This window comes from Campylobacter sp. BCW_6889, from assembly GCF_001762535.1.
GTDB classification, from domain to species: domain Bacteria; phylum Campylobacterota; class Campylobacteria; order Campylobacterales; family Campylobacteraceae; genus Campylobacter_D; species Campylobacter_D jejuni.
Genome location: NZ_MJWZ01000056.1, coordinates 18,753 through 43,504 on the forward strand (window position 1 = coordinate 18,753; position 24,752 = coordinate 43,504).

Here is a 24,752-nt window from a genome sequence, read left to right on the forward strand (position 1 = left end):
AAATATCAATATATTAAACAATTTACCAAAATTAAAGTATAATGACATTCTGAGAAATTTAAACTTAAGGTAGAAATTTATTATGAAAAAAATAATAATAATTTTATGTTTATCTTATGCAAATATAGTCTTTGCAGTAGATATGATAACCCCTATTCCAAATTCCATCCCTTATGATAAAGAAAAAGCTAAGCTTGGAAAAAGTCTTTATATGGATAAAAGCTTATCCAAAGATGGAAAAGTTTCATGTAATACCTGCCATAGGCTTGATCAACACGGCGTTGATGGACTTGAATTTTCAATAGGAGTTGATAATCAACTTGATAAACCTTTTAACACTCCTACAACCTTTAATTCTGTGTTTAATTTTGTGCAATTTTGGAATGGCAGAGCCAAAGATTTAGCAGAACAAGCAAAAGTGCCTTTTTTTAATCCAAAAGAAATGGGACTAAGTCCTGAACTTCTTTTACAAAAAGTTAATTCTAATGAAGATTATGTAAAAACTTTTAAAAAACTTTATGGAGAAGTTACGGTAGAAAACATAGCTCTTGCAGTTGCAGAATTTGAAAAAACCTTAATCACTCCAAATTCTCCTTTTGATCGCTATCTTAGCGGAGATCAAAATGCTATTTCAGCTCAAGCTAAAAAAGGTTATGAAGATTTTAAAGCTAATGGCTGCATTTCTTGTCATCAAGGTCAAAATATAGGTGGAAATATGTTTCAAAAAATCGGTATTTTTGAAGAATACCCAAATCAAGAAGATTTAGGACGCTATGAAATCACAAAAAGAGAAGCTGATAAAATGATATTTAAGGTTCCTAGTTTAAGAAATATAGCCAAAACCGCGCCTTATTTTCATGATGGTTCTATACCTACTTTAGATGCTTGTGTTCAGTTTATGGCTTACTATCAACTAGGAAAATTTTTAGATCAAAAAACAGTTGATAATATAGTTGCATTCCTAGAAAGCTTGACAGGAGAATATCATGACAAATAAAAAAAGTTCATTTTTGATAAAATTTATTATTTTATCTACGCTAGTTTTAGCTTTTATTCTTGTTTTGCTAGGTATTATTTTTAACAACTACTCCTCATCTAAAGATAATAAAGACTTAATAAACATAGTTCAACAGCTACAAATTTCAGATGAAAAAATCAATTCCGTTTTTCAAAATAGTTTTAATTTTATTAACTATGATCCAAGTGTTCAAGCAATAAAAAAAATGCAAGAAAACTTTAAAAAACTTAAAACTTTTGGGATTGATATAAGCAAAGCGGAAGAAATTTTTAATGCCAAACTAATCCAGCTTAATTATTTCAAATCCGCAAATTCCATAGCGGTAAATTCAAAACTTTATTTGTTTGAATTAGCTAAAAATTATTTTGAAGAATTAGAACAAAACCATGAAACAAATAAAAACAACTATAGAACAATGAGTTCTATGTTAAGCGTTCTTTCAACTGAAAGTATTTTGCAAAAAACAACACTCAATCAACTCAACAGCCTTATGAAAGAAATCAAAAACGATACAAAAAGTGAAAATTTACAACTTTTTCTAAAACACTATAAAATGATTGTAAAACAGATTTCTATTATGCAAGATAATTCTTCTATTTATGAGAATAATTCTCTTATGAAAGAGTTAAAACAACTTAACGCTTTCACTCAAAATGCTGTAGAACAATCTAATTTATTTAAATTTTATATCGCTTTAACAGTATTTGGAATCACTCTTGTATTATTTGTATTTTTTATTTTATTAACACTAAAAAAAGTCATCATGCCAATTCATACTTTAGAAAAACTAAGCGCTAATTTAGCTAGTAAAGAAGCCAATCTACACTCTCGTTTAAATATAGATCCAAAAAGCGAACTTGGACAAAGTGCTCAATATATTAATTCATTTATATCCACCGTTCAAAACTCAATCATAGAAGCCATAGAAAATGCTAAATCAAGTCATCAAAATTCACAAAAGCTCAAAAACAACTCTATGATGCTTGAAAACAGTTCTAATTCACAACATGAACAAATTCAAGGCGTTAAAGAAATCACCTATGTCTTAGATGATCATATCAATCTTGCGGGAAATTTAGCACAAGAAAGCATAGAAAATATGCAAGATATGCACATACTGATGGATAAGGTAGAACTTACTCTATCTGAACTTGTAAATTTAATAAATGAAAATAATGAAAAAGAGCAAAATATAGTAGCCAATATGGATAATCTAACTCAAAGTGCAGATAATATTATAGAAATTACGAGTTCTATTAGAGATATAGCCGATCAAACCAATCTACTTGCCTTGAATGCAGCTATTGAAGCTGCAAGAGCGGGCGAACATGGACGGGGTTTTGCAGTTGTTGCTGATGAAGTAGGTCAACTTGCCGATAAAACAAGTAAATCTCTTTTAAATATAAATGCTACTGTTAATGCTATAGTCCAACAAATCAATGACAACAAAGCCTTGATGGATCTTATCCATGATTCTATGAAAGAAACCTCTTTAAAAACCAATGATTTACAACAAGAACTTGTAAATTCTATGCATAAACTAGAAAGCTCTATAGAATCAACCCAAACCATGAAAGATAAAAGCATGGAAGTAAAAGATAAAATGCTTATCCTAGGAACAAGCATAGACAAGGTTAATGAACTTGCAAATTCTGTTAAAGATTTATCATCCGAAATCAATAATATCTCTCAAAATGTTCTAAATGGTGCGTCTAAACTCTCTGAAAAATTAAGTAGCTTTCAGTAACTTTTTTCGTGTTAATTTAAATTAACACGAAATTTTAATAAAAAATTTATCTTTAATTTATGTTTTTAAAGTAAAATTAACGGTTTTTATTTCATAAGGAGATACTATGGAGTTTCTTGAACTTTTATTAGTTTTAATCGCCTTGATACTGATTATCAAAAAACCAGAAAAAGAAAATTTGGCTTTTGGTTTAGTAATGGTAGCTTGGCTTTTAATGGTTTTTTTCTATGTTGGCCACAAAACAGGCGCACTATTAACAATAATGAATCTGTAAGGGAGGGCTAAATGAACGAAATCAATAAAACAAAAAATTTCTACACACTAATGTGTTTAGCAGGCTTTTTGATCATACTCTTACCTGTAGGTATTGCAAATTTTGTATTTGGTTATATGTTGGGTGATAGTCCCTGCACACTTTGCTGGGGACAAAGAGAAGCAATGATCTTTATCGGTGTGATGGCGCTTTTCATTGTTCGTTATGGTATGAAAGGTAAATACCTTGCTGCTCTTTTAATCATGACAGCAGTAGGCCTTTATCAATCTTTTGCTCACTATGGCAATCACGCTCATAGAGATTTAGATCAAGGTTTTGGTTTAGCAGTTTTTGGTATCCATACTTATTTTTGGGCTGAAGTGGTATTTTGGGCTGTTGTATTGCTTTTAGGTGTGATTTTTGCTTTTGCTCCTAAATTTAATGCTTTTGAAGCAGAATTAAATGGAGAAAAATTTAGAAAATATACGAAATTTTCTCTCGCAGCTGTAGTTATCAGTGCGATTGTAGTAGCTTCAAATGTTTTCCAAGCTTTTGTAAGCACAGGAATTCCTCCTTATGTGGGACAAGGCGATCCTGTAAGATTTAGCTTAAATCCAAAATACATCATTTGGAGTAAAGAAGGTTGGAATGGTTTATGGCAAAATATTTCTTTCTTAGGAAAGCGCGATGTTAAAGCTCCTGATTATGCTTTTGCACCTGCAAGTGAAAAACTTGGCATAAAATTTGATAATGATATCAACAATGCTCCATTTGCAAAAATCAATGATGAGCTTAAAATCACAAATGAACAAACCATAAATTTTGACAAAGCCATCAATACTCTTGATTATATCAACAATGAATTTGTAGCAAGTTCTAAATGGGATGTGGCTTTCTTAGATAATAATTTTAGCGTTAAAGAAGGTTTTGAGCTTGATCCTTATTTTTCAGCTACTATCGATCCAATTATTGGTATTATACCTTATATGAACGATAAATTCATTCTTATGGGCTCAAACAAATCTTTCTTAAGATTTGCAAAAAATCCTAATGCAAGTGAAGAAGATATCGCTAAACAATACGCTGATTTTGTAAAAGGTAATGATAAATTTAAAGGCCAAGGTGAAGGTTTAGGTCGTGGAAGACTTGATACTGTAAGAGCGAAATTTAACCATGTAGCAAGCATGACTACAGATGGAAATTATCTTTATCTTGCAACTGTTCCAAACAACAAAGACGCTAAAACTTTTGTAATCTCTAAAGTTTCTTTAAAAGATCGTGTTCTTTCAGGAGAATTTACTCCAAAAGCAAATCTTAAAGAAGGTAAAACTTTAGGCGATCTTTATGTAACTTCTATGACTTTTAAAGATGGAGAAATTTATGCACTAAGCAAAAATCACAATGTGATTGCTGTAATTGATCCAGTTAAAGAAGAAGTAGTAAAAACTATCGCTTTCCCAAGCTCTATCACTAATGCTAGAAGCATTTTCTTTAAAGATGGAAAAATCAACATTCTTTCTTATCAAGATGGAGCAAACAAGCTTTATACTCTAAACTAAGCTTTAAGTCCTAGTGAAAACTAGGACTTATATTTGATCTTATCTTTAAATCCTGCTTTTTCAAAACCTCTTAAACGAAGTAAACAACTATCGCACTCCCCACAAGCTTCATCTTCACTCTCGTAACAAGACCAAGTAAGCTCTAAAGGCACATTTTCTTTTAAAGCTAGTTCTACAATTTTAGCTTTGTTCAGTCTAACAAGTGGAGTTTTTATATAAACTTTAAAATTCTTACTCGTACCTTCATTGATAAATTCTTGTGCCTTTTGTATAAACTCATCAGTACAGTCAGGATAACCACTGCCATCTTCTTCTACCACCCCTATAAAAATACTCTCACAATTTTCCTTTTCAGCCAAAGATCCTGCTATACTTAAGAAAATTCCATTGCGAAAAGCCACATAAGTGATAGGTGGAGTATCGCTTGCACAAAGCTCATTTTTAGGAATGTCTATACTTTTATCGGTTAAGGCATTACCCCCTATATCTTTGATAAAACTCACATCTAAAATATAAGATTTTTCTACTTTTAAAGTTTTGCAAATTTGCTTAAAACATTCTCTTTCTTTCTCTTGGGTACGTTGTTCATAGTCAAAATGCAAAGCGATGATTTCATAGCCTTCTTTTTTGGCTAGATAAGCACACAAAGTGCTATCCATACCGCCACTTATGATACAAAGCGCTTTTTTACTCATTTTTATCCTTAAATTTGCTATAATTTCGCAATTTTAACAAAAATTTTTAAATTTAAATTGCAAAAAAAGGCAAAAGCATGATAAGCATAAAACTCATAGAACACATTTTTAAAGCCGCTTCTATCAGTCGTTGGAATGATTATCCAAGAATGGCAACTTTGGTTGAACTTGACAAACAAGCTCATAAATTCATCATCGCATATTTCATCGCTAAAATGGAAAAAGATGTGGATATGAGAGTGATTATAGAAGGGGGAATTTTTGAGTTTTTAAGTCGTGTGGTAGTAACCGATATACGCCCTGATGTGTATCATGAAATCGTGCGTCAAAAAAAAGCTGAAGTTAATGCTTGGGTTTTAAGCAAAATCGAACCTATGATAGAAGATATAGAAGAAGGAGAGTTTTTAAAGCGTTTTGAAGCGTATTTAAACGGCAATGCTTACGCTAAAGAAAGGCTTATCTTAAAAGCAGCTTCGTATTTTGCTACAAGATGGGAATTTAACATAGTTTATCAAACCTCAGCTTTTTTAAATGATATTGATGAGATTAAAAACAAAGTTGAAGAAGAATTAGAAGATTACTATGAGCTTATAGGAGCTAGAAAAATCGCTTTAAATCAAAAAATAGCCAAAATCATCGATCTTAGCGGAAGACTTCGCTTTCAAAAGCGTTGGGCTCAAACTCCACGCATACCAGAAACTGCGGTTTTAGGACATATGCTTGTGGTGGCGATTTTGGGATATTTTTACTCACTAAAAATCAAGGCTTGCGATAAAAGACTTGAGAATAATTTTTATTGTGCTTTGTTTCATGATTTGCCAGAGTCTTTAACGCGTGATATTATAAGCCCTGTAAAATACGGCATTGATGGGCTTCATGATATTATAAATGATTATGAAATGAAACTTATTAATGAAAGAATTTTACCCTTTGTACCTGAGGGTTTAAGGGCTGAATTTTCTTATATTTTAGGCATTAGAGAAGGTAGAAACGGTGAGTCAAATTTTGTAAAAAATGAGTTTGAAAATCGCACCTATAAAAATGCTAAAATAGAACTTTGCAGCGGAAGTTTAAGTTCTTTTAATGAAAATGAATTTGGTGCTATAGATGGTAAGGCGCTTAAATACTGTGATAAAATCGCTGCTTTTATAGAAGCAGGACTTAGTATAAGCTATGGTGTAAAGTCTAAAGAACTTGAAAGTGGTTTTTTAGGAATGCATGAGTTTTTTAAAGAAAATCCTACTATAGATGGGGTAAATTTTTTTGAAATTTGTGAAAGTTTAAGAGAGTATTTTAAAATTTAAATAAGATTTTTATGCTCCTATTTTCAATATATTTTAAACAAAAATATTATAAATTCAAATTTTATTTTGTATAAAATATAAAGGAGTTATTATGAAAAAATACTTTCAAAAGCGCTATACTTTAGCCTTTTTTATAGGTATATTAGCGGGTATTTTCGGAGCTATTGTTAAATGGGGTTGGGAAGTACCTTTTCCTCCAAGAAATCCCAATGTTTTTTGGCCAGCAGATGCTTTAGAACGTGTTACTCCACCTAAAATTTTTCTAGAACAACTAGGCTTACCTACTGATTGGACTTATATGTTTTCAGGTATGCAAATGCCTTTGTCAATTTTTATAGTGCATGTTGGTTTTTCTATTGTTTTTGGAGTGGCTTATTGTATGATAGCGGAAAAATGGCACCGCATTACTATGTGGCAAGGTGCAGTTTTTGGATTTTTTGTTTATCTTTTTGCCCATGTTATTGTAATGCCTTTAATTGCAGAAGTTCCACCACTTTCTGAAATTCCTTTTGATGAACACCTGTCTGAAATTTTTGGACATATTGTTTGGCTGTGGGGCATGGAAATAGTTCGTAGAGATATAAGAAATCGTATAACCAAAGAAATAGAAGAATGAAAGGTTTCCTTTCATTCCATATCCAAAACTGCACCTTTACTAGCATTGCTAACAAGTTTTTGATACATTCTAAGCCATCTTGAAGGCACCTCTTTTTGAGGCAATGCAAATTCTTTTTTGCGTTGAGTGATTTCTTCTTCACTTAAATTTGCATGGATGGTATAAGCATCTACATCAATTTCTATTTCATCTCCATCTTTTAAAAGTCCTATAAGACCACCTTCAGCTGCTTCAGGAGAAATATGACCCACGCTTAAACCCCTTGTAGCTCCACTAAAACGACCATCGGTGATTAAAGCTACATCAGCGCCCAAACCCATACCCATTAAAAGTGAAGTAGGGCTTAACATTTCTTGCATACCAGGACCCCCTTTTGGACCTTCATAGCGTATCACACAAACATTTCCTTTTTGCACCTTGCCTTTAATAATACCTTTTATAGCTTCATCTTGAGAGTTAAAACAAACAGCTTTGCCTTTAAATTTTCTTTCTCCGATTATTCCTGCGGTTTTTATAACACAACCTTGCTCAGCTAAATTTCCAAACAAAATAGCAAGTCCACCTACTTTTGAGTAAGCATTATCTACTTTGCGAATGATATTTTCATCTTTGACTTTGGCATTTTTTAAGCGTTCTTTGAGACTTTCTCCTGTGATAGTCAGTGCATCAAGTTCTAAAATATGTCCTTGTCTGCTTGAAATTTCAGCCATAACTGCACTCACACCCCCTGCTTTGTGGATATCATCCATATAAACACTATTTAGTGATGGGGCTATTTTTGCTATGTGTGCGACTTTGCTTGAGATGAAATTTAAATCTTTAATGTCTAGCGCTACCCCTGCTTCACGTGAAATGGCAAGCATATGTAAAACTGTATTGCTACTTCCACCCATTGCCATATCTACTACTATAGCATTACGCACGGCTTTTTGAGTGATGATATTGCGAATTTTAAAACGCTCATCTAAGGCGATTTCACAAATACGACGCGCTGCTTTTCTTAAAAGCTCTTCTCTTTCTTTGCTTAAGGCTAAGATGGTTCCATTACCTTCTAGTGCTATACCCATAGCTTCACATAAGGTATTCATAGAATTTGCTGTAAACATTCCCGAGCAAGATCCACCGCTTGGACAGGCTGAACATTCTATGTCTTTAAATTCTTCTTCGCTAATTTTTTTGGCTTCATAAGCCCCTACAGCTTCAAAAACAGAGCTAAGGCTGATCTTTTCTCCTTTTTTGGTTACTCCTGAAGCCATAGGGCCACCGCTTACAAAAATGGTTGGAACATTGACCCTTAAAGCTCCCATTAACATACCAGGAGTGATTTTATCGCAGTTTGGGATACAGATTAAAGCATCAAGTTGATGAGCATTCATCACTGTTTCAATGGAATTTGCGATAATTTCACGACTTGGTAAAGAATAAAGCATACCTTCATGCCCCATAGCTATACCATCATCTACGCCTATGGTATTAAACTCAAAAGGCACGCAACCATTTTTGCGTATCTCGTCTTTAATGATTTTAGCATAATCATTTAAAAAATAATGCCCTGGGATTATGTCTATATAGCTATTTGCTACACCTATAAAAGGTTTATCAAAATCTTCATCTTTCAAACCACAAGCACGAAGTAAAGAACGATTAGGTGCTTTTAAATGTCCTTTTTTTATCGCATCGCTTCTCATTGTAACTCCTGATAATAATTTTTTAAAATTATATTTAGCAAAGCTTAATTTTTGTGAAATTTATTTTGATATACATTTTCATAAATGATAAAAATTATTAATTGACAAAAATATTTTTTTATAATACAATGCTTTTTGATAATCAAAAAAGGAGTCAAAATGAGACAATATGAAACCTATAAATGCCAAAAATGTGGTAATGAAGTAGAAGTTCAAAATGTAGGTGGCGGTAAGCTTAGCTGTTGTGGTGAAGAAATGAAATGTATCACTACAGATTTAACTGCAGTAAATTTGATGAAAGCTTTTGCAGGCGAATCTATGGCAAGAAACAAATATGATTTGTTTGCTGATGTAGCTGAAGAAGAAGGTTGGCATGCGGTTGCTAGACATTTTAGAGAAGCAGCTGAAAATGAAAAATGGCATGCAAGAGCAGAATTTAAAGCTTATCATGAAATCGTTGATGGCAAACCTTTAGAAGTAACTACAAAAAACCTAGTAAGTGCTGCAGAAGGTGAAAACTATGAGCACACAACTATGTATCCAAATTTTGCAAAAATTGCTGAAGATGAAGGCAAAAAGGCTATAGCGAGATTATTTACAGCTATTGGTAAAGTAGAAATTGAACACGAAAGAGAATATCTAGCACTTAAAAAAATGCTCGAAGAAGAAGAATTTTTCAATAGTGAAGTAGAAGAATTATGGGTTTGTGAAGTATGCGGACATATACATCGTGGTAAAAAAGCTCCAGCAGCCTGTCCTTTATGTAAAGCACCAAAAGAGTATTTTAAACGCGAATTTTTGGGTTAAGTTAAGAAATTCTTATCCTTTTTAAGATAATATTATAATGATTTTTTAATAAAAGGATAAGAAAATGAAAAAATTACTATTTTTATTTTTTGCTTTAACGGCTTTTCTCTTTGGTGCTGTAAATATCAACACTGCAACGCTAAAAGAATTAAAAAGTTTAAATGGTATTGGCGAAGCTAAGGCTAAAGCAATTTTAGAATACCGTAAAGAAGCAAATTTTACAAGTATTGATGATCTTAAAAAAGTTAAAGGCATAGGTGATAAGCTTTTTGAAAAAATCAAAAATGATATCACAGTAGAATAAAAGGGCATTTTTGCCCTTCTTTTTAGAAAAATTTGAAAACTTTATTTGACACAAAAGAACTTTTAAACGAATTTGATATAAATTTAATCGGTATTGATGAAGCAGGACGCGGTGCTTTAGCAGGTCCTATGATGATGGCAGCTTGCAAACTGAACAAAAAACTTGATGGGTTGTGTGATTCTAAAAAACTAAGCGAAAAAAAACGCGAAGAACTTTATGAAATCATCATCAAAAATTCAAATTATCTCATACTTGCTTTTTCTTCAGAGCAAATCGACGCACTAGGCTTAAGCACTTGTTTAAAAACAGGCTTAAAGCTTATAAAAAAGCATTTTAAAACAGAAAATAACTTCTTATATGATGGAAACACCAACCTAGGTATAAACGGGATAAAAACACAAATCAAAGCCGATGCTAGCATTTTACAAGTAAGTGCAGCTAGCATACTTGCAAAAGTTAGTAAAGATAGGGTGATGAATTTCTTAGCTAAAGACTTTCCTTGTTATGAATTTGAAAAAAACAAAGCCTATGGCACAAAAGCTCATAAAGAACTTATAGCTAAATTTGGAATTTGCAAACTCCACCGAAAAAGTTTTAAACTTTTATGATTATTTTGCTAAATTTTGATGCAAACTCAAAGCACATTCTATACCATCTTTTATAGCCCAAACAATTAAAGATTGTCCTTTTCTAGCATCTCCACAAGCAAAGATTTTTTTATGAGTGGTTTGGAAATTTTCTGTGCTTATGTTGTTTTTCTCATCTAATTTCACTCCAAAATTTTTAGCGATAGCTTCTTCGCACCCGCTAAAACCCATAGCTAAAAGCACTAAATCCGCTTTATAAGTTTTTTTAGAATTTGGAATTTCAACATTTATAGCTTTGCCTTCTTTAAACTCGCGTTTTAAATCATTTGCTTCAACGCCTTCTACATGAGTTTTTCCTAAAAATTTCTTTGTCATTTTTTGATATTCCCTAGGATCTTTGCCATATACAGCAATGGCTTCTTCTAAACCATAATCAGTAGTAAAAATGTCAGCTTTTAAAGGCCAAGGATTTTTTTGGCTTCTTTGCAAAGGTCTTTTTGGACTTCTTTCAAAACGCACTATAGATTTGGCCCCTTGTCTTGTCGCTACAGCGATACAATCAACACTTGTATCCCCACTTCCTATAACTAAGACATTTTTACCCTTGGCCGTATCTGCGCCCTTGCCTGTTTTTAACAAAGTTTTGGTATTTTGCGTTAAAAAATCAAGGGCAAATTCAACCCCTTTTAGCTTTCTACCTTCTATATCAAGATCTATAGGCTTGCTTGCTCCTGTACAAAGTACCAAAGCATCAAATTCTTTTAGAAGTTTTGAAACCTTATCTTTGCTGTCTATATTTTCATTCGCTTTAAATTCAATCCCACTTTTTTTAAGCAAATCCACCCGTCTTTGAACTATACTTTTATCAAGCTTCATATCAGGGATACCATACATCAAAAGTCCGCCTATTTTATCGCTTCTTTCAAAAACACTTACTTTATAACCTAGTGAATTTAAAGTATTAGCACAAGCAAGCCCAGCAGGCCCACTTCCTATGATAGCAATTTTTTTGCCATTGTATTGCTTAGGTTTATTTACTCTTACTAAATTTTCTTTAAAAGCATTTTCTATGATGGATAATTCATTATTTTTGATGCTCACGCTTACACCATTTATCGCACACACACAAGAATCTTCACAAGGAGCAGGGCAAACACGACCGGTAAATTCAGGAAAAGGATTAGTAAGTTCAAGTCTTTCATAAGCTTCTTTCCATAAAGAACGATAAATAAGTTCGTTCCATTCAGGAATGAGATTGTTTAAAGGACAGCCTACATCTTTTCCTTCGCTCATCACACCCGTATGACAAAAGGCCACGCCACAATCCATACAACGCCCACCTTGAAATTCTTGTTCTTTTTTATCCAAAGGTATAGTAAATTCTTTGTAATTTAAAACCCTTTCCTTAGGAGCAATTTTTTTAAAATCCATTCTTTTAAAGTCTAAAAAACCTCTTGCATTTCCCATTTTTACTCCTTATTTTTGTGTGATTTTCAAAAATGCTGCTAAATTTGGATCTTTTTCATTTTTACAAAGATCAAGCATTTTTAACATCTTTTCATAATCTCTTGGCATGACTTTAAAAAAGTCTTTTTTATCGAATTTTTCTAAGATATCTTTAGCCTTTTTAGAATCTGTATAAGCGATATGTTTTTCTATCACAGCTTTTAATTCTTTTTCATCCTTAGCATTAAGATCTTTAATATCTACAAGCTCGGTATTTACATGTGCTTCATTGTGTCTTCCAAAGATATAAACAACGCCCCCACTCATACCAGCAGCGAAATTCGCACCCACATCGCCAAGCACTACAACTTGCCCCCCTGTCATATATTCACAACCATGCACGCCTGTTCCTAAAACCACAGCCAAAGCTCCTGAATTTCTTACACAAAATCTTTCCCCTGCTATACCATCTAAATACACTTCACCTTTTGTAGCTCCGTATAAACAAGCATTTCCTGCGATTATATTTTCTTCAGGCGAAAAAGTAGCTTCATTTGAAATTTTTGCTATGATTTTGCCACCACTTAAACCCTTGCCTAAATAATCATTGCTATCGCCTATAATCTCAAGTTTAATGCCCTTTAACAAAAACGCTCCAAAGCTATTGCCTGCATTGCCTATAGCTTTGATATGGATACTATCTTCGTCTAAAGCATCTTTTCCATAAGTTTTTAAAATTTCACTTGAAAGCATAGTCGCAAAAGTACGGCTTTGATTTCCTACTTCTAAAGAAAGTTTGATAGGCTCTTTTTTCTCCACAGCATTTTTACAAAGCGGTAGTAAAATTCTATAATCAATCGTTTTTTCAAGTTTATTGTCTTTATAATCTTTAAAATGCACAGCAGTTTTATTATAAGTAGGCAAGGATTTTAAAATTTTATCTAAATTTAGCTTTCCTGCTTTACCTTGCACACTTTTTTGGCGGAGTTTATCCACGCGACCTATCATATCATCTAGGCGTTCAAAACCAAGCCTTGCCATGTATTCTCTAAGCTCCTGGGCTATAAAATACATGAAATTAATCACATCATCTACTTTGCCTTTGAAACGATCTCTAAGTTCTATATCTTGAGTGGCTATACCAAAAGGACAGGTATTTAGATGACAAACTCTCATCATCGTACAACCTAAAACAATCAAAGGCGCGGTTGCAAAACCAAATTCTTCAGCTCCTAAAAGTGCTGCTATGGCTAAATCACGCCCATTCATAAGCTTTCCATCAGTTTCTAATCTTACCCTATCTCTAAGCTTGTTTAAAATCAAAGTTTGATGTGTTTCAGCCAAACCTAACTCCCAAGGAATTCCTGCATGCGGTATAGAAGTTCTAGGGCTTGCACCCGTACCTCCATCATAACCTGAAACAAGGATTAAATTCGCTCCTGCCTTAGCCACACCTGCAGCAACCGTTCCTATGCCATTTTCGCTTACAAGTTTTACTGAAATTTTAGCGTCTTTGTTAGCATTTTTTAGGTCATAAATAAGTTGAGCCAAATCTTCTATAGAATAAATATCATGATGAGGAGGTGGGGAAATAAGCGTCACACCTGCAGTAGAATGCCTAGCCTTGGCTATCCAAGGATAGACTTTAAAGCCCATTAATTGTCCGCCTTCACCTGGTTTTGCGCCTTGAGCGACTTTGATTTGAATTTCTTTTGCATGACTTAAGTAGTTTAAATCCACGCCAAAACGCCCACTTGCTACTTGCTTAATGGCTGAGTTTTTATCCACACCCTCTTTGATTTCATAGCGTTCTTCATCCTCGCCACCTTCGCCTGAATTTGATTTAGCACCTATTTTATTCATAGCCTGTGCTAAACACTCGTGCGCTTCTTTAGAAATAGAACCATAACTCATCGCTCCTGTTCTAAAGCGTTTAACTATACTTTCTACACTTTCAACCTTATCTATACTGATAGCTTCACTAAAATCAAATTCCATCAAAGAACGCAAATTAACTTGTTTTTCATCTACTAAAGCCGAGTATTTTTTAAAGCTTTTATAGTCTTTGTTGCGACAGGCTTGCTGAAGATTAAAAATCACAAGCGGATCGATTAAATGTTCTTCTTTAGCACTTCTAAAACCATGAATTCCTTTAGAATCTAAAGCCTTATGTGTATCGTTAAAAGCATGTTTGTGTAAAGCAATGAGCTCTTTTTCAAAATCTTCTAAATCCATACCTTCAATGCGTGAAGTTGTAGAAGTGAAGTATTTATCAATCACCTTAGAGCTTAAGCCCAAACATTCAAAAAGTGCAGAGCCATTATAACTTTGCAAGGTAGAAACTCCCATTTTAGAAGCAATTTTGACTATGCCACTTGAACTTGCCTTGATGAAATTTTCTACCGCCTTTTCATAACTTAAATTTAAATCTTTATTGGCAATGAGTTTTTGTATGCTCTCATAAACCAAATAAGGATTAATAACAGTCGCACCATAACCTAAAAGACATGCAAAATGATGAATTTCTCTAGGTTCACCACTTTCGATGATAAGACTTGTGTGTGTTCTTAAATTTTTTCTTACTAGATGATTATGCACTCCAGAAACAGCAAGCAAAGCAGGGATATAAGCGTTTTTTTCATCGACTCCTTTATCGCTTAAAATGATAATAGAAACACCTTTTTTAACCTCATCTTCTATCTTAACACAAAGTTCATCTAAAGCCTTTTCTAAAGTTTTTTTAGAATAATCATAAAGTATAGAAAATTCTTTAACTTGAAATTTATTTAAAGCCTTAACTTCAAAAAGTTCTTCATTGCTTATCACAGGCAGGGCTATTTTTACGCGTTTTGCATTGTTTTCATCGGGTTTTAACAAATTGCCTTCGCTTCCTAGATAAATCCTTGTAGAAGTAACGATCTCTTCTCTTATGGCATCAAGAGGAGGATTAGTTACTTGTGCAAAAAGTTGTTTAAAATAATTATACAAAGGTTGATAAGTTTTAGAAAGTATAGCCAAAGGAGTATCTACACCCATAGCTGCTATAGCTTCTTTACCATTTTGAGCCATAGCAGCCACACTCATTTTAAGCTCATCATAACTCCAACCAAAAGCTTTTTGGAGTTTTAAAACCTCATCTTCTTTTAAAAACTGATGTTTATAAACTCCGCTTTTTTGTTTTTCAAGTTCAACTAAATTTTTAAGCCATTTTTTATAAGGCTTAGCATTAGCATAATGCTCTTTGATTTCATTATCAGCTATAACCCTACCTCTTGCTGTATCAACGAGTAAAAGTTTTCCAGGTTCTAAGCGTTTTTTGGCTTTGATATTTTTTTCATCAAGTTTTAAAGCCCCTGTTTCACTTGAAAGTATGAGCATATCATCTTTTGTAAGATAATACCTTGAAGGACGAAAACCATTTCTATCCAAACTCGCCCCCATAATCACTCCATCGGTAAAAACTATAGCAGCAGGTCCATCCCAAGGCTCCATCAATAAAGAATGATACTCATAAAAAGCACGCTTTTTGCTTTCCATATTTTCATTTTTATGCCAAGGTTCTGGCACCATCATCATAAAAGCTTCTTCTAAAGTACGACCATTTAGAGCTAAAAATTCTAAAGTATTATCAAACATTGCAGAATCACTGCTAGGCTTAGCTATGATGGGAAAAATTTCATCTAAATTTTCAAAATACTCACTTTGCATCAAGCCTTCTCTAGCTCTTATGCTATCAACATTTCCGCGTATGGTATTAATCTCTCCATTGTGCACCATATAGCGGTTTGGGTGGGCTCTTTCCCAACTTGGAAAAGTATTAGTCGAAAAGCGAGAATGCACCAAAGCGATGGCTGATTTCATATTGACATCTTTAAAATCAAGATAAAAATCGCTCAATTGAGTTGAAAGAAGCATTCCTTTATAAACTATGGTGCGTGAAGAAAAACTTGAAAAATAAAATTTTGGCACATTAATAGCTCTTTTTTCTATAAGGCGACGCGTACTATAAAGCACTCTTTCAAACTCAAGTCCTGCACTTATTTTACTTGGTTTTTTCACAAAGGCTTGTAAAAAATAAGGCATAGCTTTTAAAGCACTTGCACCTATATCGCTAGGATTAAAAGGCACTTCTCTAAAACCTAAAAATTCAAGTTTTTTATCCTTTAAACCTTGTAAAAATATCTCTTTTGCTTCTTCTTTTGCATCAGTATTGGGTGATAAAAACATCTGTGCTACAGCATAATCACCCTTTTTAGGAAGTTCAAAACCCAATTCTTGAGTTTTAAAAAAATCATGTGGAATTTGGATCAAAATCCCCGCTCCATCACCTGAATTTTCTTCAGCTCCTACACCACCTCGGTGCTCAAGATTCATCAAAATTTCTAAAGCATCACAAATAACCTTATAAGAGGCAATACCGCGTATATTAGCAACTGCAGCGATGCCACAGGCATCGTGTTCGTTCTTTGGATGATATAAACCTATGCTTTGATTATTTTCTAGGATATTTTCTAAATCCATTTTGCTCTCCTTATAAGGCTGATTTAAATTTTGTTAGCTTTATAAGGATTATAGCATACATTTTTTTAAAATCGATATAATTTTTATCTTAAAAATAAATAAATTAAAAAATATTTTAATAGATTTGCAAAAATTATAAAAACATGGCGATAATACTACCTAAAATCAATAATGGACCATTATAGAAAATAAAAGTTGGTATGCAAGTATCTTTAATGTGATCGTGTTGTTTATCAGCATTTAATCCTACAGTAGTTCCCATGGTTGTTTCACTGGCTGGACTTCCTGCATCTCCTAAAGCTCCTGCTACTCCTAAGATAAATATAATAAGTGCTATGCTAAAACCAAGTTCCAAACAAATAGGACAAAAAAGCGTAGCTATGATAGGTATAGTTCCAAAAGAAGTACCTATACCCATAGTGATGATAAGTCCTATTAAAAGCATGAAAAATACTGCTAAAAATTTACTTTGTTCCATCCAAGGAACGACTGAATTTACAAGCTCTACTACTGATCCACTTTCTTTTAAAACTTCTCCATATCCTGCAGCAACAAGGATAACAAAAGCTATAAAACCCATCATTTTAAGCCCATCATCAAAAACTTCATTGACTTTTGAAAATTCAACTCCACCCAAAATAACCATTAAAACAAAACCCAAAAGTCCTGATAAAGGTAAATTCATAGTCAAAATTTGTAAAATTAAAGTTAGAACAAGCCCAGCTAAAACGCCCCATTCCTTACGCGTCATTTCAAGATTTTCTAAATCCACTTTAGCAATTTCTAATTCTTGATACTCTCTTGGCTTACGATAAAACACAAAAAGCGCTAAAAAAAGTCCTGTTATCATACAAATAGCAGCAAAATACATAGTATTTGTAACATCATTTAAAGATACACTTACATTATTTGCATTTAAATTATCTTTTAAAAGATCTTGAAAAGTAAGTCCAAAGCCTACTGGCAAAACCATATAAGGCGTAGTAAGTCCAAAAGTTAAAGCACAAGCAACCGCTCTACGATCGATTTTAAGTTTATTAAAAAGACTTAAAAGAGGTGGAATCAACAAAGGTATAAAAGCCACATGAATAGGAATTAAATTTTGAGAAAAACAAGAAATCAAAGCTATAGACAAAAGCAATAAATATTTTTTATGAGATATAAAATGGCTTACTATCTTAATCAAATATGCAGTTAAATTTGTCTTTGAAATCGCTGCGGCAATGGCCCCTAAGAGTATATAGCTAAGAGCTGTTTTTAAATTTTCCTTCATTCCGCTTATAAGTATATTCATAGTATCTACGAGTTCAAGATGAGAAAATACACCTGCAACAAGAGCTGAAATCAAAAGACTCAAAAGCACATTAAAACGAAACAAACAAAGTAAAGTCATCAAAACAACACTGATAATGATAGGATTAGTAAGTAAAGTCAAAATCATTCCTTAAATAATTTTAAAAATTTAATTGTAGAAAAAACTTAGTTAAAATGTAATAAAACTCGAACATATGATGATTTTATTTAATATGTAAAATTATAAAAATAATTAATTTTTTTAATTTAAATAATTAATATAATTAATTATTTAAATTTTTAAAATTTATAATAAAATAAAAGATTATATAAATATTTAAGGATATTTCAATGAAACAGAACGATCAAAAAGAAAATCGTAGAGACTTTCTAAAAAATATAGGACTTGGTTTATTTGGCATTAGTGTATTGTCAAATTTTTCTTTTGAGAATTTTTTAGGAAGTAAGGCTTTGGCAAAAGAATTACCTGATTTTAAAATAGAAGGTAAAAAAGATCTTATCTATCATGGTGAAAAACCATTAACAGCAGAAACTGAAATTTATGCTCTTGATTCTGATTTTACAAAACCTGAAAATTTCTTTGTTAGAAATAATGGCTTACCACCAAGCCTAGAAACGATAAAAGAAAGACTTCATAAAGGTTGGACTTTAGAAATCGATGGAGAAAGTATTATCAATAAAAAATCTTACACCATAGAAGATTTAAAAAAGAAATTTAAAACCTATACTTATGCCTTAACAGTTGAATGCGGTGGAAATGGTAGATCTGAAGTTATACCTAGCACAAAAGGAACTCAATGGGGTTATGGTGCAGTAGCTTGTGGTAGATGGACAGGAGTGCGTTTAAAAGATATTTTAAAAGATTGTGGCATCAAAAATGATGCGGTTTATATCGGATATTATGGCATAGATACAAAATTAAATGGTGAAGAAACTTCACCTATTAGTAGAGGAGTTCCTATTTCTAAAGCTTTACAAGATGAAACTCTAATAGCTTGGGCTTATGAAGGCAAAGATATTCCTTTAGTCAATGGCTATCCACTTAGACTTGTTTGTGGTGGTTACCCTGCAAGTACAAGCGGTAAATGGCTTTATAAAATTTCAGTAAGAAATAAAATTCATGATGGTGAAAAAATGGAAGGTTCTTATAAAGTTCCTGTAAATCCAGTAAAACCAGGAGATTTTAACTATAAAGGCGAGATGAAAATCATAGAATCAATGCCTGTAAGATCTGTAATCACTAATATCAAAAATGGTTCTGAAATAAAAGCAAATAAAAAATTTGAAGTTAGAGGTAAAGCTTGGGCTGGCGAACTTGAAGTTAGTGAAGTTTATGTAAGCAATGATTATGGCGTAACATGGACCAAAGCAAAAGTAGAAAAACCATTAAATAGATTAGCATGGCAAAAATGGAGTGCTCAAATATCAATACCGACAAAAGGATATTATGAAATTTGGGCAAGAGCTATCGATAGTCAAGGTAACAGTCAACCTATGGTTTTAGCACAGTGGAATCCAGGAGGATATATCAATAATGCATGCCATAGAGTTAATGTTTATGGAGTTTAAGAATGGTGAAAAAAATTATATTGATCTTAGCATTGTTTTTAAGTGCAAGTTGGGCTCAAAATCTTGAAATTAACCCTGATACAGGATTGATTATCGATCCTGATTCACCTTTAGTGGAAGCAAATTGTTTAGCTTGTCATGGATCCAATCTCATTACCAATATGCACGCAAGTAGAAAAGCTTGGTTAGCAGCTATAAGATGGATGCAAGATAGTGAAGGACTTTGGGAAATAGAACCTGAAGATGAAGAAAAAATTTTAAATTATCTTGAAAAATATTATGGAGAAAAATACGATACAAGAAGAAGAATTCCTCTAGCTATATTCTTACAAAACAAAACTCATTGAAGAAATCATTTCTTCAATGATAAATTTACACATCCAAATGTTTTACATCTTTAGCGTGTGCTTGGATATAATCGCGTCTTGGTTCAACCTCATCACCCATAAAGAGATTAAAGGTATCATTTGCACTTTGTGCATCTTTAATAGTGATTTTTAAAAGTCTTCTTACGCTTGGATCCATTGTAGTTTCCCAAAGTTGCTCAGGATTCATTTCCCCTAAACCTTTATAGCGTTGTATAGTAGCACCTTTTTTAGCATTGGTTTCAACATCTTCAAGAACTTCTAAAATATCTTTATCAAATTCCAAGCCTCTATCTTTAATCTTATCAAAAATATAACTTGCTTCTTCATATAGTGGATGAGTGAAAAGTTCTTCATTGATCACAAGTTCTTCTAGGCCATTTTGAGTTTGAACAAAAGCTCGAATTTCATTTTCGTTGATATAATGATTTAAGATATTGTGTCCTTGTGTTTCTAAAAATTGTTTGATTACACTAAATAATTCTTCATTATTTGCTTTAACTAAATTTGAATTTTCTATCATATAACGTATCACAGAAATCACATTAAAACGCTTTTCAAGATCTTTTAAAATCGCACGATAAGCTGCAACGATTTTTAAATAATCTTTTAAATCATTCATTCCTATACCTTCATAATTTAAACCTTCTATTCCCGTTTCTATCAGGTATTCGCTCAAAGCTTTTTCATCTTTTAAATAAATTTGCTTTTTAGCTTTTTTATAAAGATATAAAGGCGGTTGTGCTAAATAAATATGTCCATTTGTTACAAGTTCATTCATAAAACGGAAGAAGAAAGTTAAAAGCAAGGTTTGTATATGTGATCCATCAACATCCGCATCTGTCATGATGATGATTTTATGATATCTTAGTTTTGAAAGATCAAAATCTTCACCTATACCACAGCCAAAAGCGGTAATCATATTTTGAATTTGCTCAGATTTTAAAATTTTATCCAGTCTTGCTTTTTCAACATTTAAAATTTTACCACGCAAAGGCAATATAGCTTGGAAAGATCTTTCTCTACCTTGTTTTGCAGAACCTCCTGCAGAATCCCCTTCCACAAGATAAATTTCACTTTCACTTGGATCTTTACTTTGACAATCAGCTAATTTCCCTGGTAAAGTTCCTACGCTTAAACTTTCTTTTTTACGCGTTAATTCTCTGGCTTTTTTCGCTGCTTCTCTACCACGAGCAGCCATTAAAGCTTTATTCATAATAGCTTTTGCTTCGATAGGATTTTCTTCAAAATATTTAGTCAAATACTCAAAACTTGCTTTTGAAACTATAGGACGCACATAAGTTGAACCAAGTTTTCCTTTGGTTTGTCCTTCAAATTGTGGTTCAGGCACCTTTACACTCACAACAGCGATTAAACCTTCACGCACATCTTCACCCGTGATTTTATTATCCTTTTCTCTAGCACTTGCATTTGCTTCTATGTAGTTACTTATCACACGAGTTAAGCCCATTCTAAAACCAGCTTCGTGTGTTCCACCATCTGGAGTTTTGATATTATTTACAAAAGAGAGTAAATTTTCGCTATAAGTATCATTGTAAAGCAAAGCTACTTCAACATTCACATCTTCTTCATCTACGCTAAAGAAAATTGCTTTAGTTAAAGCTTCTTTTTTATTTAAGTCTGTAACAAACTGAGAAATTCCACCTTCAAAGTGAAAACTTTCATGTTTGCCTACGCGGTTATCTTTAAAATTTATAGTGATTTTTGGATTTAAGTATGCAAGTTCACGAAATCTTTTAGCCAAAATTTCATAATCAAATTCAGTCACTTCAAAAATTTGATCATCAGGCCAAAATTCTATAGTTGTTCCTGTCTTTTTACTTTTTCCTATCACACCAAATTCACTGATAACTTTACCTTCTGAAAATTCTTGACGATAAATTTCTCCATTTCTTTCAACTGTAGCTACAAGTTTTTTAGAGAGTGCATTTACAACCGAAACCCCAACACCGTGCAAACCACCTGAAACTTTATAAGTATCTTTATCGAATTTTCCCCCTGCATGAAGGACAGTTAAAACAACGGTTAAAGTTGGCATATTTTCAGTTGGGTGCATATCAACAGGAATACCACGACCATTATCACTAACTATACAGCTTCCTTCAGTAGTGATTTCTACATCTATAGTATCACAATGTCCTGCCATAGCTTCATCGATAGAATTATCCACAACTTCATAAATCATATGATGAAGTCCGCCTATGTTTGTATCTCCTATATACATACCTGGGCGTTTTCTAACAGCTTCTAGGCCTTTTAGGACTTTAATATTACTCGCACCGTAATTTTCTTGCATATTTTTCCTTTATCTTTTACTTGTTCTTATTATAAAACCATAGGCATGATAATCATTGATAGTCCTTGGGATTTGACTATAAATGCTGAATTAGGTTCATTTACACTTAAAGTGAATTTTTCTTCTTCTATAGAAGTTAAGAAGTCAAGTAAATATTTGATTTTTATAGTAAGATTAAATTCTTCACTCACTCCTGTTTGAATTTCAAGCTCTGTTTTTGCTTCCATATTGTCTAAACTTATACCTTCAAAGATGATTTTATCTTTGTTAAAATGAAGTTTCATTTTTTCAGTTACAACGCTAATTTTTTTAAGACTATCTATAAAATCTTCAGTTGAAAAGCTGAGTTCTTGTTTGAAAGTTTTTGGTATAACTTTTTCATAATCTGGAAATTTATCATTGATAAGTTTTGTAAAGAATTCAAAATTTTCATTTTTAGCAATAAGCATATTTTGATCATAAAAAATTTCTATTTTTTCATAGAAAAGTTTTTGCATTTCCATAATAGCTTTTTTAGGGATACTAAAACTAAATTCTTGATTATTTGCTTTTTCTAAAGTATAGATTGCAAGGCGTTTTGTATCGGTTCCTACGAAGTTAATTTTATCTGTTTTTATATCTAAAAATGCACCATTTAAGGAGTATTTTGGGTTGTTTGTATCAATACTTGGTAATATCTTTTTAAGAGAACGGCTTAAATCACTTGAATCAATGTCAAATTGGTTTTTTCCTTCTGTATTTGGAAAATTTGGAAAATCTTCATGATTAAACATAGGAAGTTTGTATTTTGTACTTTTTTGTCTTATAAATAAAAAATTATCAATGGTTTCTAAAACAACTTCTTCATTGTTTAAGCTTTTAATAACATCTGCAATACTTTTTGCATTTGCAGTAGCAAAACCACTTGATTCTACGCGGATTTTTTTTATCTTATAGTTGATACCTATTTCATAATCACTAGCTCTAATAAGAAGTTTATCTTCATCAGCATGAAAAAAAAGATGAGAAGTAATAGTGCTTGAGTCTTTTTTTTCTACATAAGCATTACATAAAATCACTGCAGATTCTAAAGTATTTTTATTGATACTTAACTTCATTTTTTCTCCTTGGTTTATTTTAATTTTAAATTCGTTGTAATAATAAGCTTGTTGAAATTGTGAAATTCTTCAAAGCAAAATAATCAAATTTGTATTTTATCATACTTTGCTTAATTTCTTTTTTTCACATTCTAGAATTTATTTTTCACATCCTTTCACTTAACTTTGACTTTTAACAAGAATTTTGTTTTTAAGTTCTTCGATTTTCGCTTTTAAAGAAGCATCATTTTCTATCATTTCTGTGATTTTTTTAACATTATGTGAAATAGCCGTATGATCTTTCATTTCAAAATAATTCGCAAGTTGTGGCATAGTCAAAGCCGTAAGTGTCCTAGCTAGGTAAATCACAATGCGTCTTGCTGTGACTATATTTTGAGTTTTTTTATTGGATTTCACATCGCTTGGTTTTATGTTAAATTCTTTACATACCAAAGATAAGATGTCATCTATAGTGATATTTTCTTTTTTTTCTTTGATATGATCTTTCATCACACTTTTAGCAAGTTCGAGCGTGATTTCTTGTCCTAGTATGGTTGCATAAGCATTCAAACTTATGATGATGCCTTCGATTTCTCTTATATTATCCCCTAAAGAAGTGGCGATATAGTTTATGATATCATTAGAAAGATTGATATCGTTAAATTCACATTTTTTTCTTATGATGGCTATTTTTGTATCTAGTTGAGGCGGGGTTATATCAGCTATGATCCCATGTGCAAAACGACTTTTTAAGCGTTCGGTTATACCTTTTAGCATGTTGGGTGGATTGTCTGAAGTCATGATGATTTGTCCATCGTTGTTTTTGATTTCATTAAATATAAAGAAAAATTCTTCTTGAATTTTATCGGTTTTTCCTAAAAACTGCACATCATCTATAAGCAAAACATCGCAGTTTCTATACTTTTCATGAAATTTATCTAAAGAGCCATTTTTTAAATTTGAAGTAAAATCATTGATAAAATTTTCACTTGTAGCATAAATGACTTTTTTTCCCATTTCTAAGCTCGCATTTCCAACTGCTTGAAGTAAATGCGTTTTTCCAAGTCCTGTAGGCCCATAAACAAAGATTGGATTATAAAGTTTTCCAAGTTTGTCTTTATGTATTATAGCTTTACATGCTCCATAAGCGTATTTGTTAGAATCCCCTACAACAAAACTTTCAAAAGTAAAAGAAGGATTTAAAATCGTGCTTTGTGCCTTTATATGAGCTATGTCGATTTTTGTGCTTTTGTTGCTTTGTTTGGTGCTTTGTGCTTGTATATTTATGATGGCTTTATTTCCGCTTTGCACTTCATAAAAATGTGCGATTTTTTTGCCGTATTTTGTTTGTATGAATTTAGCCATGAGTTCATTTGGAGCATTAAAAACCAAAAGATCTGCTTTGCTTTGCTTTTCGTTGAATTTTAAATTTGATAGATAGTTTTCGTATTCGTTTTCGCTTAATTCTTTTTTTAAATTTTCAAGTATTTGGCTTGGATTCATAATCTCTCTTTAAATTTTGCATAATGTATAAATTTTATCTTAAATTTCATAAAAAAAGGTTAA

19 protein-coding genes are annotated in these 24,752 nt (G+C 32.3%); 11 read left to right on the plus strand and 8 right to left on the minus strand.

Annotation, left to right across the window (positions count from 1 at the left end):
* Positions 1 to 82 precede the first annotated feature (82 nt).
* The 4 genes from AJ939_RS05445 to dsbI all read left to right on the plus strand — a co-directional run bounded on the left by AJ939_RS05445 (position 83) and on the right by dsbI (position 4,577).
* Positions 83 to 997, plus strand: a complete 915-nt coding sequence (locus AJ939_RS05445) for a cytochrome-c peroxidase (protein ID WP_044778565.1) — start codon at positions 83 to 85, stop codon at positions 995 to 997.
* Complete coding sequence (locus tag AJ939_RS05450) at positions 987 to 2,765, plus strand: methyl-accepting chemotaxis protein (protein WP_002860864.1); 1,779 nt, start codon at positions 987 to 989, stop codon at positions 2,763 to 2,765. Before AJ939_RS05445 ends, AJ939_RS05450 begins: the two co-directional genes overlap by 11 nt.
* Positions 2,766 to 2,871: 106 nt before the next feature.
* On the plus strand, positions 2,872 to 3,039 hold the full coding sequence (dba, locus tag AJ939_RS05455; protein ID WP_002779270.1) for a disulfide bond formation protein Dba: 168 nt from the start codon (positions 2,872 to 2,874) through the stop codon (positions 3,037 to 3,039).
* Positions 3,040 to 3,050: 11 nt separating this feature from the next.
* Positions 3,051 to 4,577 (plus strand): disulfide bond formation protein DsbI, encoded by a 1,527-nt coding sequence (gene dsbI / locus AJ939_RS05460; protein ID WP_070274830.1) that lies wholly within the window; start codon positions 3,051 to 3,053, stop codon positions 4,575 to 4,577.
* Between the two features lie 20 nt (positions 4,578 to 4,597).
* On the opposite strand, the gene queC is transcribed toward dsbI, so the two are convergent.
* Positions 4,598 to 5,272, minus strand: coding sequence for a 7-cyano-7-deazaguanine synthase QueC (gene queC / locus AJ939_RS05465; protein WP_070276295.1), 675 nt, complete (start codon positions 5,270 to 5,272; stop codon positions 4,598 to 4,600).
* A 77-nt stretch (positions 5,273 to 5,349) separates the two neighbouring features.
* Between queC and AJ939_RS05470 the strand changes: the two genes are divergently transcribed.
* Together AJ939_RS05470 and AJ939_RS05475 are read left to right on the plus strand one after the other, a co-directional pair.
* A complete protein-coding gene (locus AJ939_RS05470; protein ID WP_070276297.1) occupies positions 5,350 to 6,576 on the plus strand; it encodes an HD domain-containing protein in 1,227 nt (408 codons plus the stop codon).
* Between the two features lie 91 nt (positions 6,577 to 6,667).
* Entirely contained in the window at positions 6,668 to 7,192 is a 525-nt protein-coding gene (locus tag AJ939_RS05475; protein ID WP_002860860.1) for a YagU family protein, read from the plus strand.
* Positions 7,193 to 7,203: 11 nt separating this feature from the next.
* On the opposite strand, the gene ilvD is transcribed toward AJ939_RS05475, so the two are convergent.
* The gene (ilvD, locus tag AJ939_RS05480; RefSeq protein WP_070276299.1) at positions 7,204 to 8,880 is read right to left on the minus strand and encodes a dihydroxy-acid dehydratase; all 1,677 of its coding nucleotides are present in this window, start codon (positions 8,878 to 8,880) and stop codon (positions 7,204 to 7,206) included.
* Positions 8,881 to 9,039: 159 nt separating this feature from the next.
* Between ilvD and AJ939_RS05485 the strand changes: the two genes are divergently transcribed.
* From AJ939_RS05485 to AJ939_RS05495, 3 genes are all read left to right on the plus strand, one after another.
* Positions 9,040 to 9,687 carry a ferritin family protein gene (locus AJ939_RS05485; protein WP_002855562.1) on the plus strand — a complete coding sequence of 216 codons (648 nt, stop codon included), beginning with the start codon at positions 9,040 to 9,042 and terminating at the stop codon, positions 9,685 to 9,687.
* Positions 9,688 to 9,751: 64 nt separating this feature from the next.
* The gene (locus AJ939_RS05490; RefSeq protein WP_002855574.1) at positions 9,752 to 9,991 is read left to right on the plus strand and encodes a ComEA family DNA-binding protein; all 240 of its coding nucleotides are present in this window, start codon (positions 9,752 to 9,754) and stop codon (positions 9,989 to 9,991) included.
* 32 nt (positions 9,992 to 10,023) lie between these two features.
* Positions 10,024 to 10,599: a ribonuclease HII gene (locus AJ939_RS05495; protein WP_002866799.1), complete on the plus strand. Its 576-nt coding sequence runs from the start codon at positions 10,024 to 10,026 to the stop codon at positions 10,597 to 10,599.
* Here the strand turns inward: AJ939_RS05495 and AJ939_RS05500 are convergent, their stop codons facing one another.
* From AJ939_RS05500 to AJ939_RS05510, 3 genes are all read right to left on the minus strand, one after another.
* Entirely contained in the window at positions 10,600 to 12,045 is a 1,446-nt protein-coding gene (locus tag AJ939_RS05500; protein ID WP_070276300.1) for a glutamate synthase subunit beta, read from the minus strand.
* 9 nt (positions 12,046 to 12,054) lie between these two features.
* Positions 12,055 to 16,545 (minus strand): glutamate synthase large subunit, encoded by a 4,491-nt coding sequence (gltB, locus tag AJ939_RS05505; RefSeq protein WP_070276302.1) that lies wholly within the window; start codon positions 16,543 to 16,545, stop codon positions 12,055 to 12,057.
* Between the two features lie 133 nt (positions 16,546 to 16,678).
* Positions 16,679 to 17,986: a Na+/H+ antiporter family protein gene (locus tag AJ939_RS05510; protein ID WP_070276304.1), complete on the minus strand. Its 1,308-nt coding sequence runs from the start codon at positions 17,984 to 17,986 to the stop codon at positions 16,679 to 16,681.
* Between the two features lie 203 nt (positions 17,987 to 18,189).
* On the opposite strand from AJ939_RS05510, the gene AJ939_RS05515 reads away from it, so the two are divergent.
* Positions 18,190 to 19,428, plus strand: a complete 1,239-nt coding sequence (locus AJ939_RS05515; RefSeq protein ID WP_044778576.1) for a sulfite oxidase — start codon at positions 18,190 to 18,192, stop codon at positions 19,426 to 19,428.
* A 5-nt stretch (positions 19,429 to 19,433) separates the two neighbouring features.
* Entirely contained in the window at positions 19,434 to 19,775 is a 342-nt protein-coding gene (locus AJ939_RS05520) for a monoheme cytochrome C (RefSeq protein WP_002857673.1), read from the plus strand.
* Positions 19,776 to 19,800: 25 nt separating this feature from the next.
* On the opposite strand, the gene gyrB is transcribed toward AJ939_RS05520, so the two are convergent.
* The 3 genes from gyrB to dnaA form a co-directional block, all read right to left on the minus strand.
* Positions 19,801 to 22,110 carry a DNA topoisomerase (ATP-hydrolyzing) subunit B gene (gyrB, locus tag AJ939_RS05525; protein WP_070240267.1) on the minus strand — a complete coding sequence of 770 codons (2,310 nt, stop codon included), beginning with the start codon at positions 22,108 to 22,110 and terminating at the stop codon, positions 19,801 to 19,803.
* A gap of 29 nt (positions 22,111 to 22,139) precedes the next feature.
* A complete protein-coding gene (gene dnaN, locus AJ939_RS05530; RefSeq protein ID WP_002860849.1) occupies positions 22,140 to 23,207 on the minus strand; it encodes a DNA polymerase III subunit beta in 1,068 nt (355 codons plus the stop codon).
* A 159-nt stretch (positions 23,208 to 23,366) separates the two neighbouring features.
* Entirely contained in the window at positions 23,367 to 24,689 is a 1,323-nt protein-coding gene (gene dnaA / locus AJ939_RS05535; RefSeq protein ID WP_002870442.1) for a chromosomal replication initiator protein DnaA, read from the minus strand.
* Positions 24,690 to 24,752: the final 63 nt, after the last annotated feature.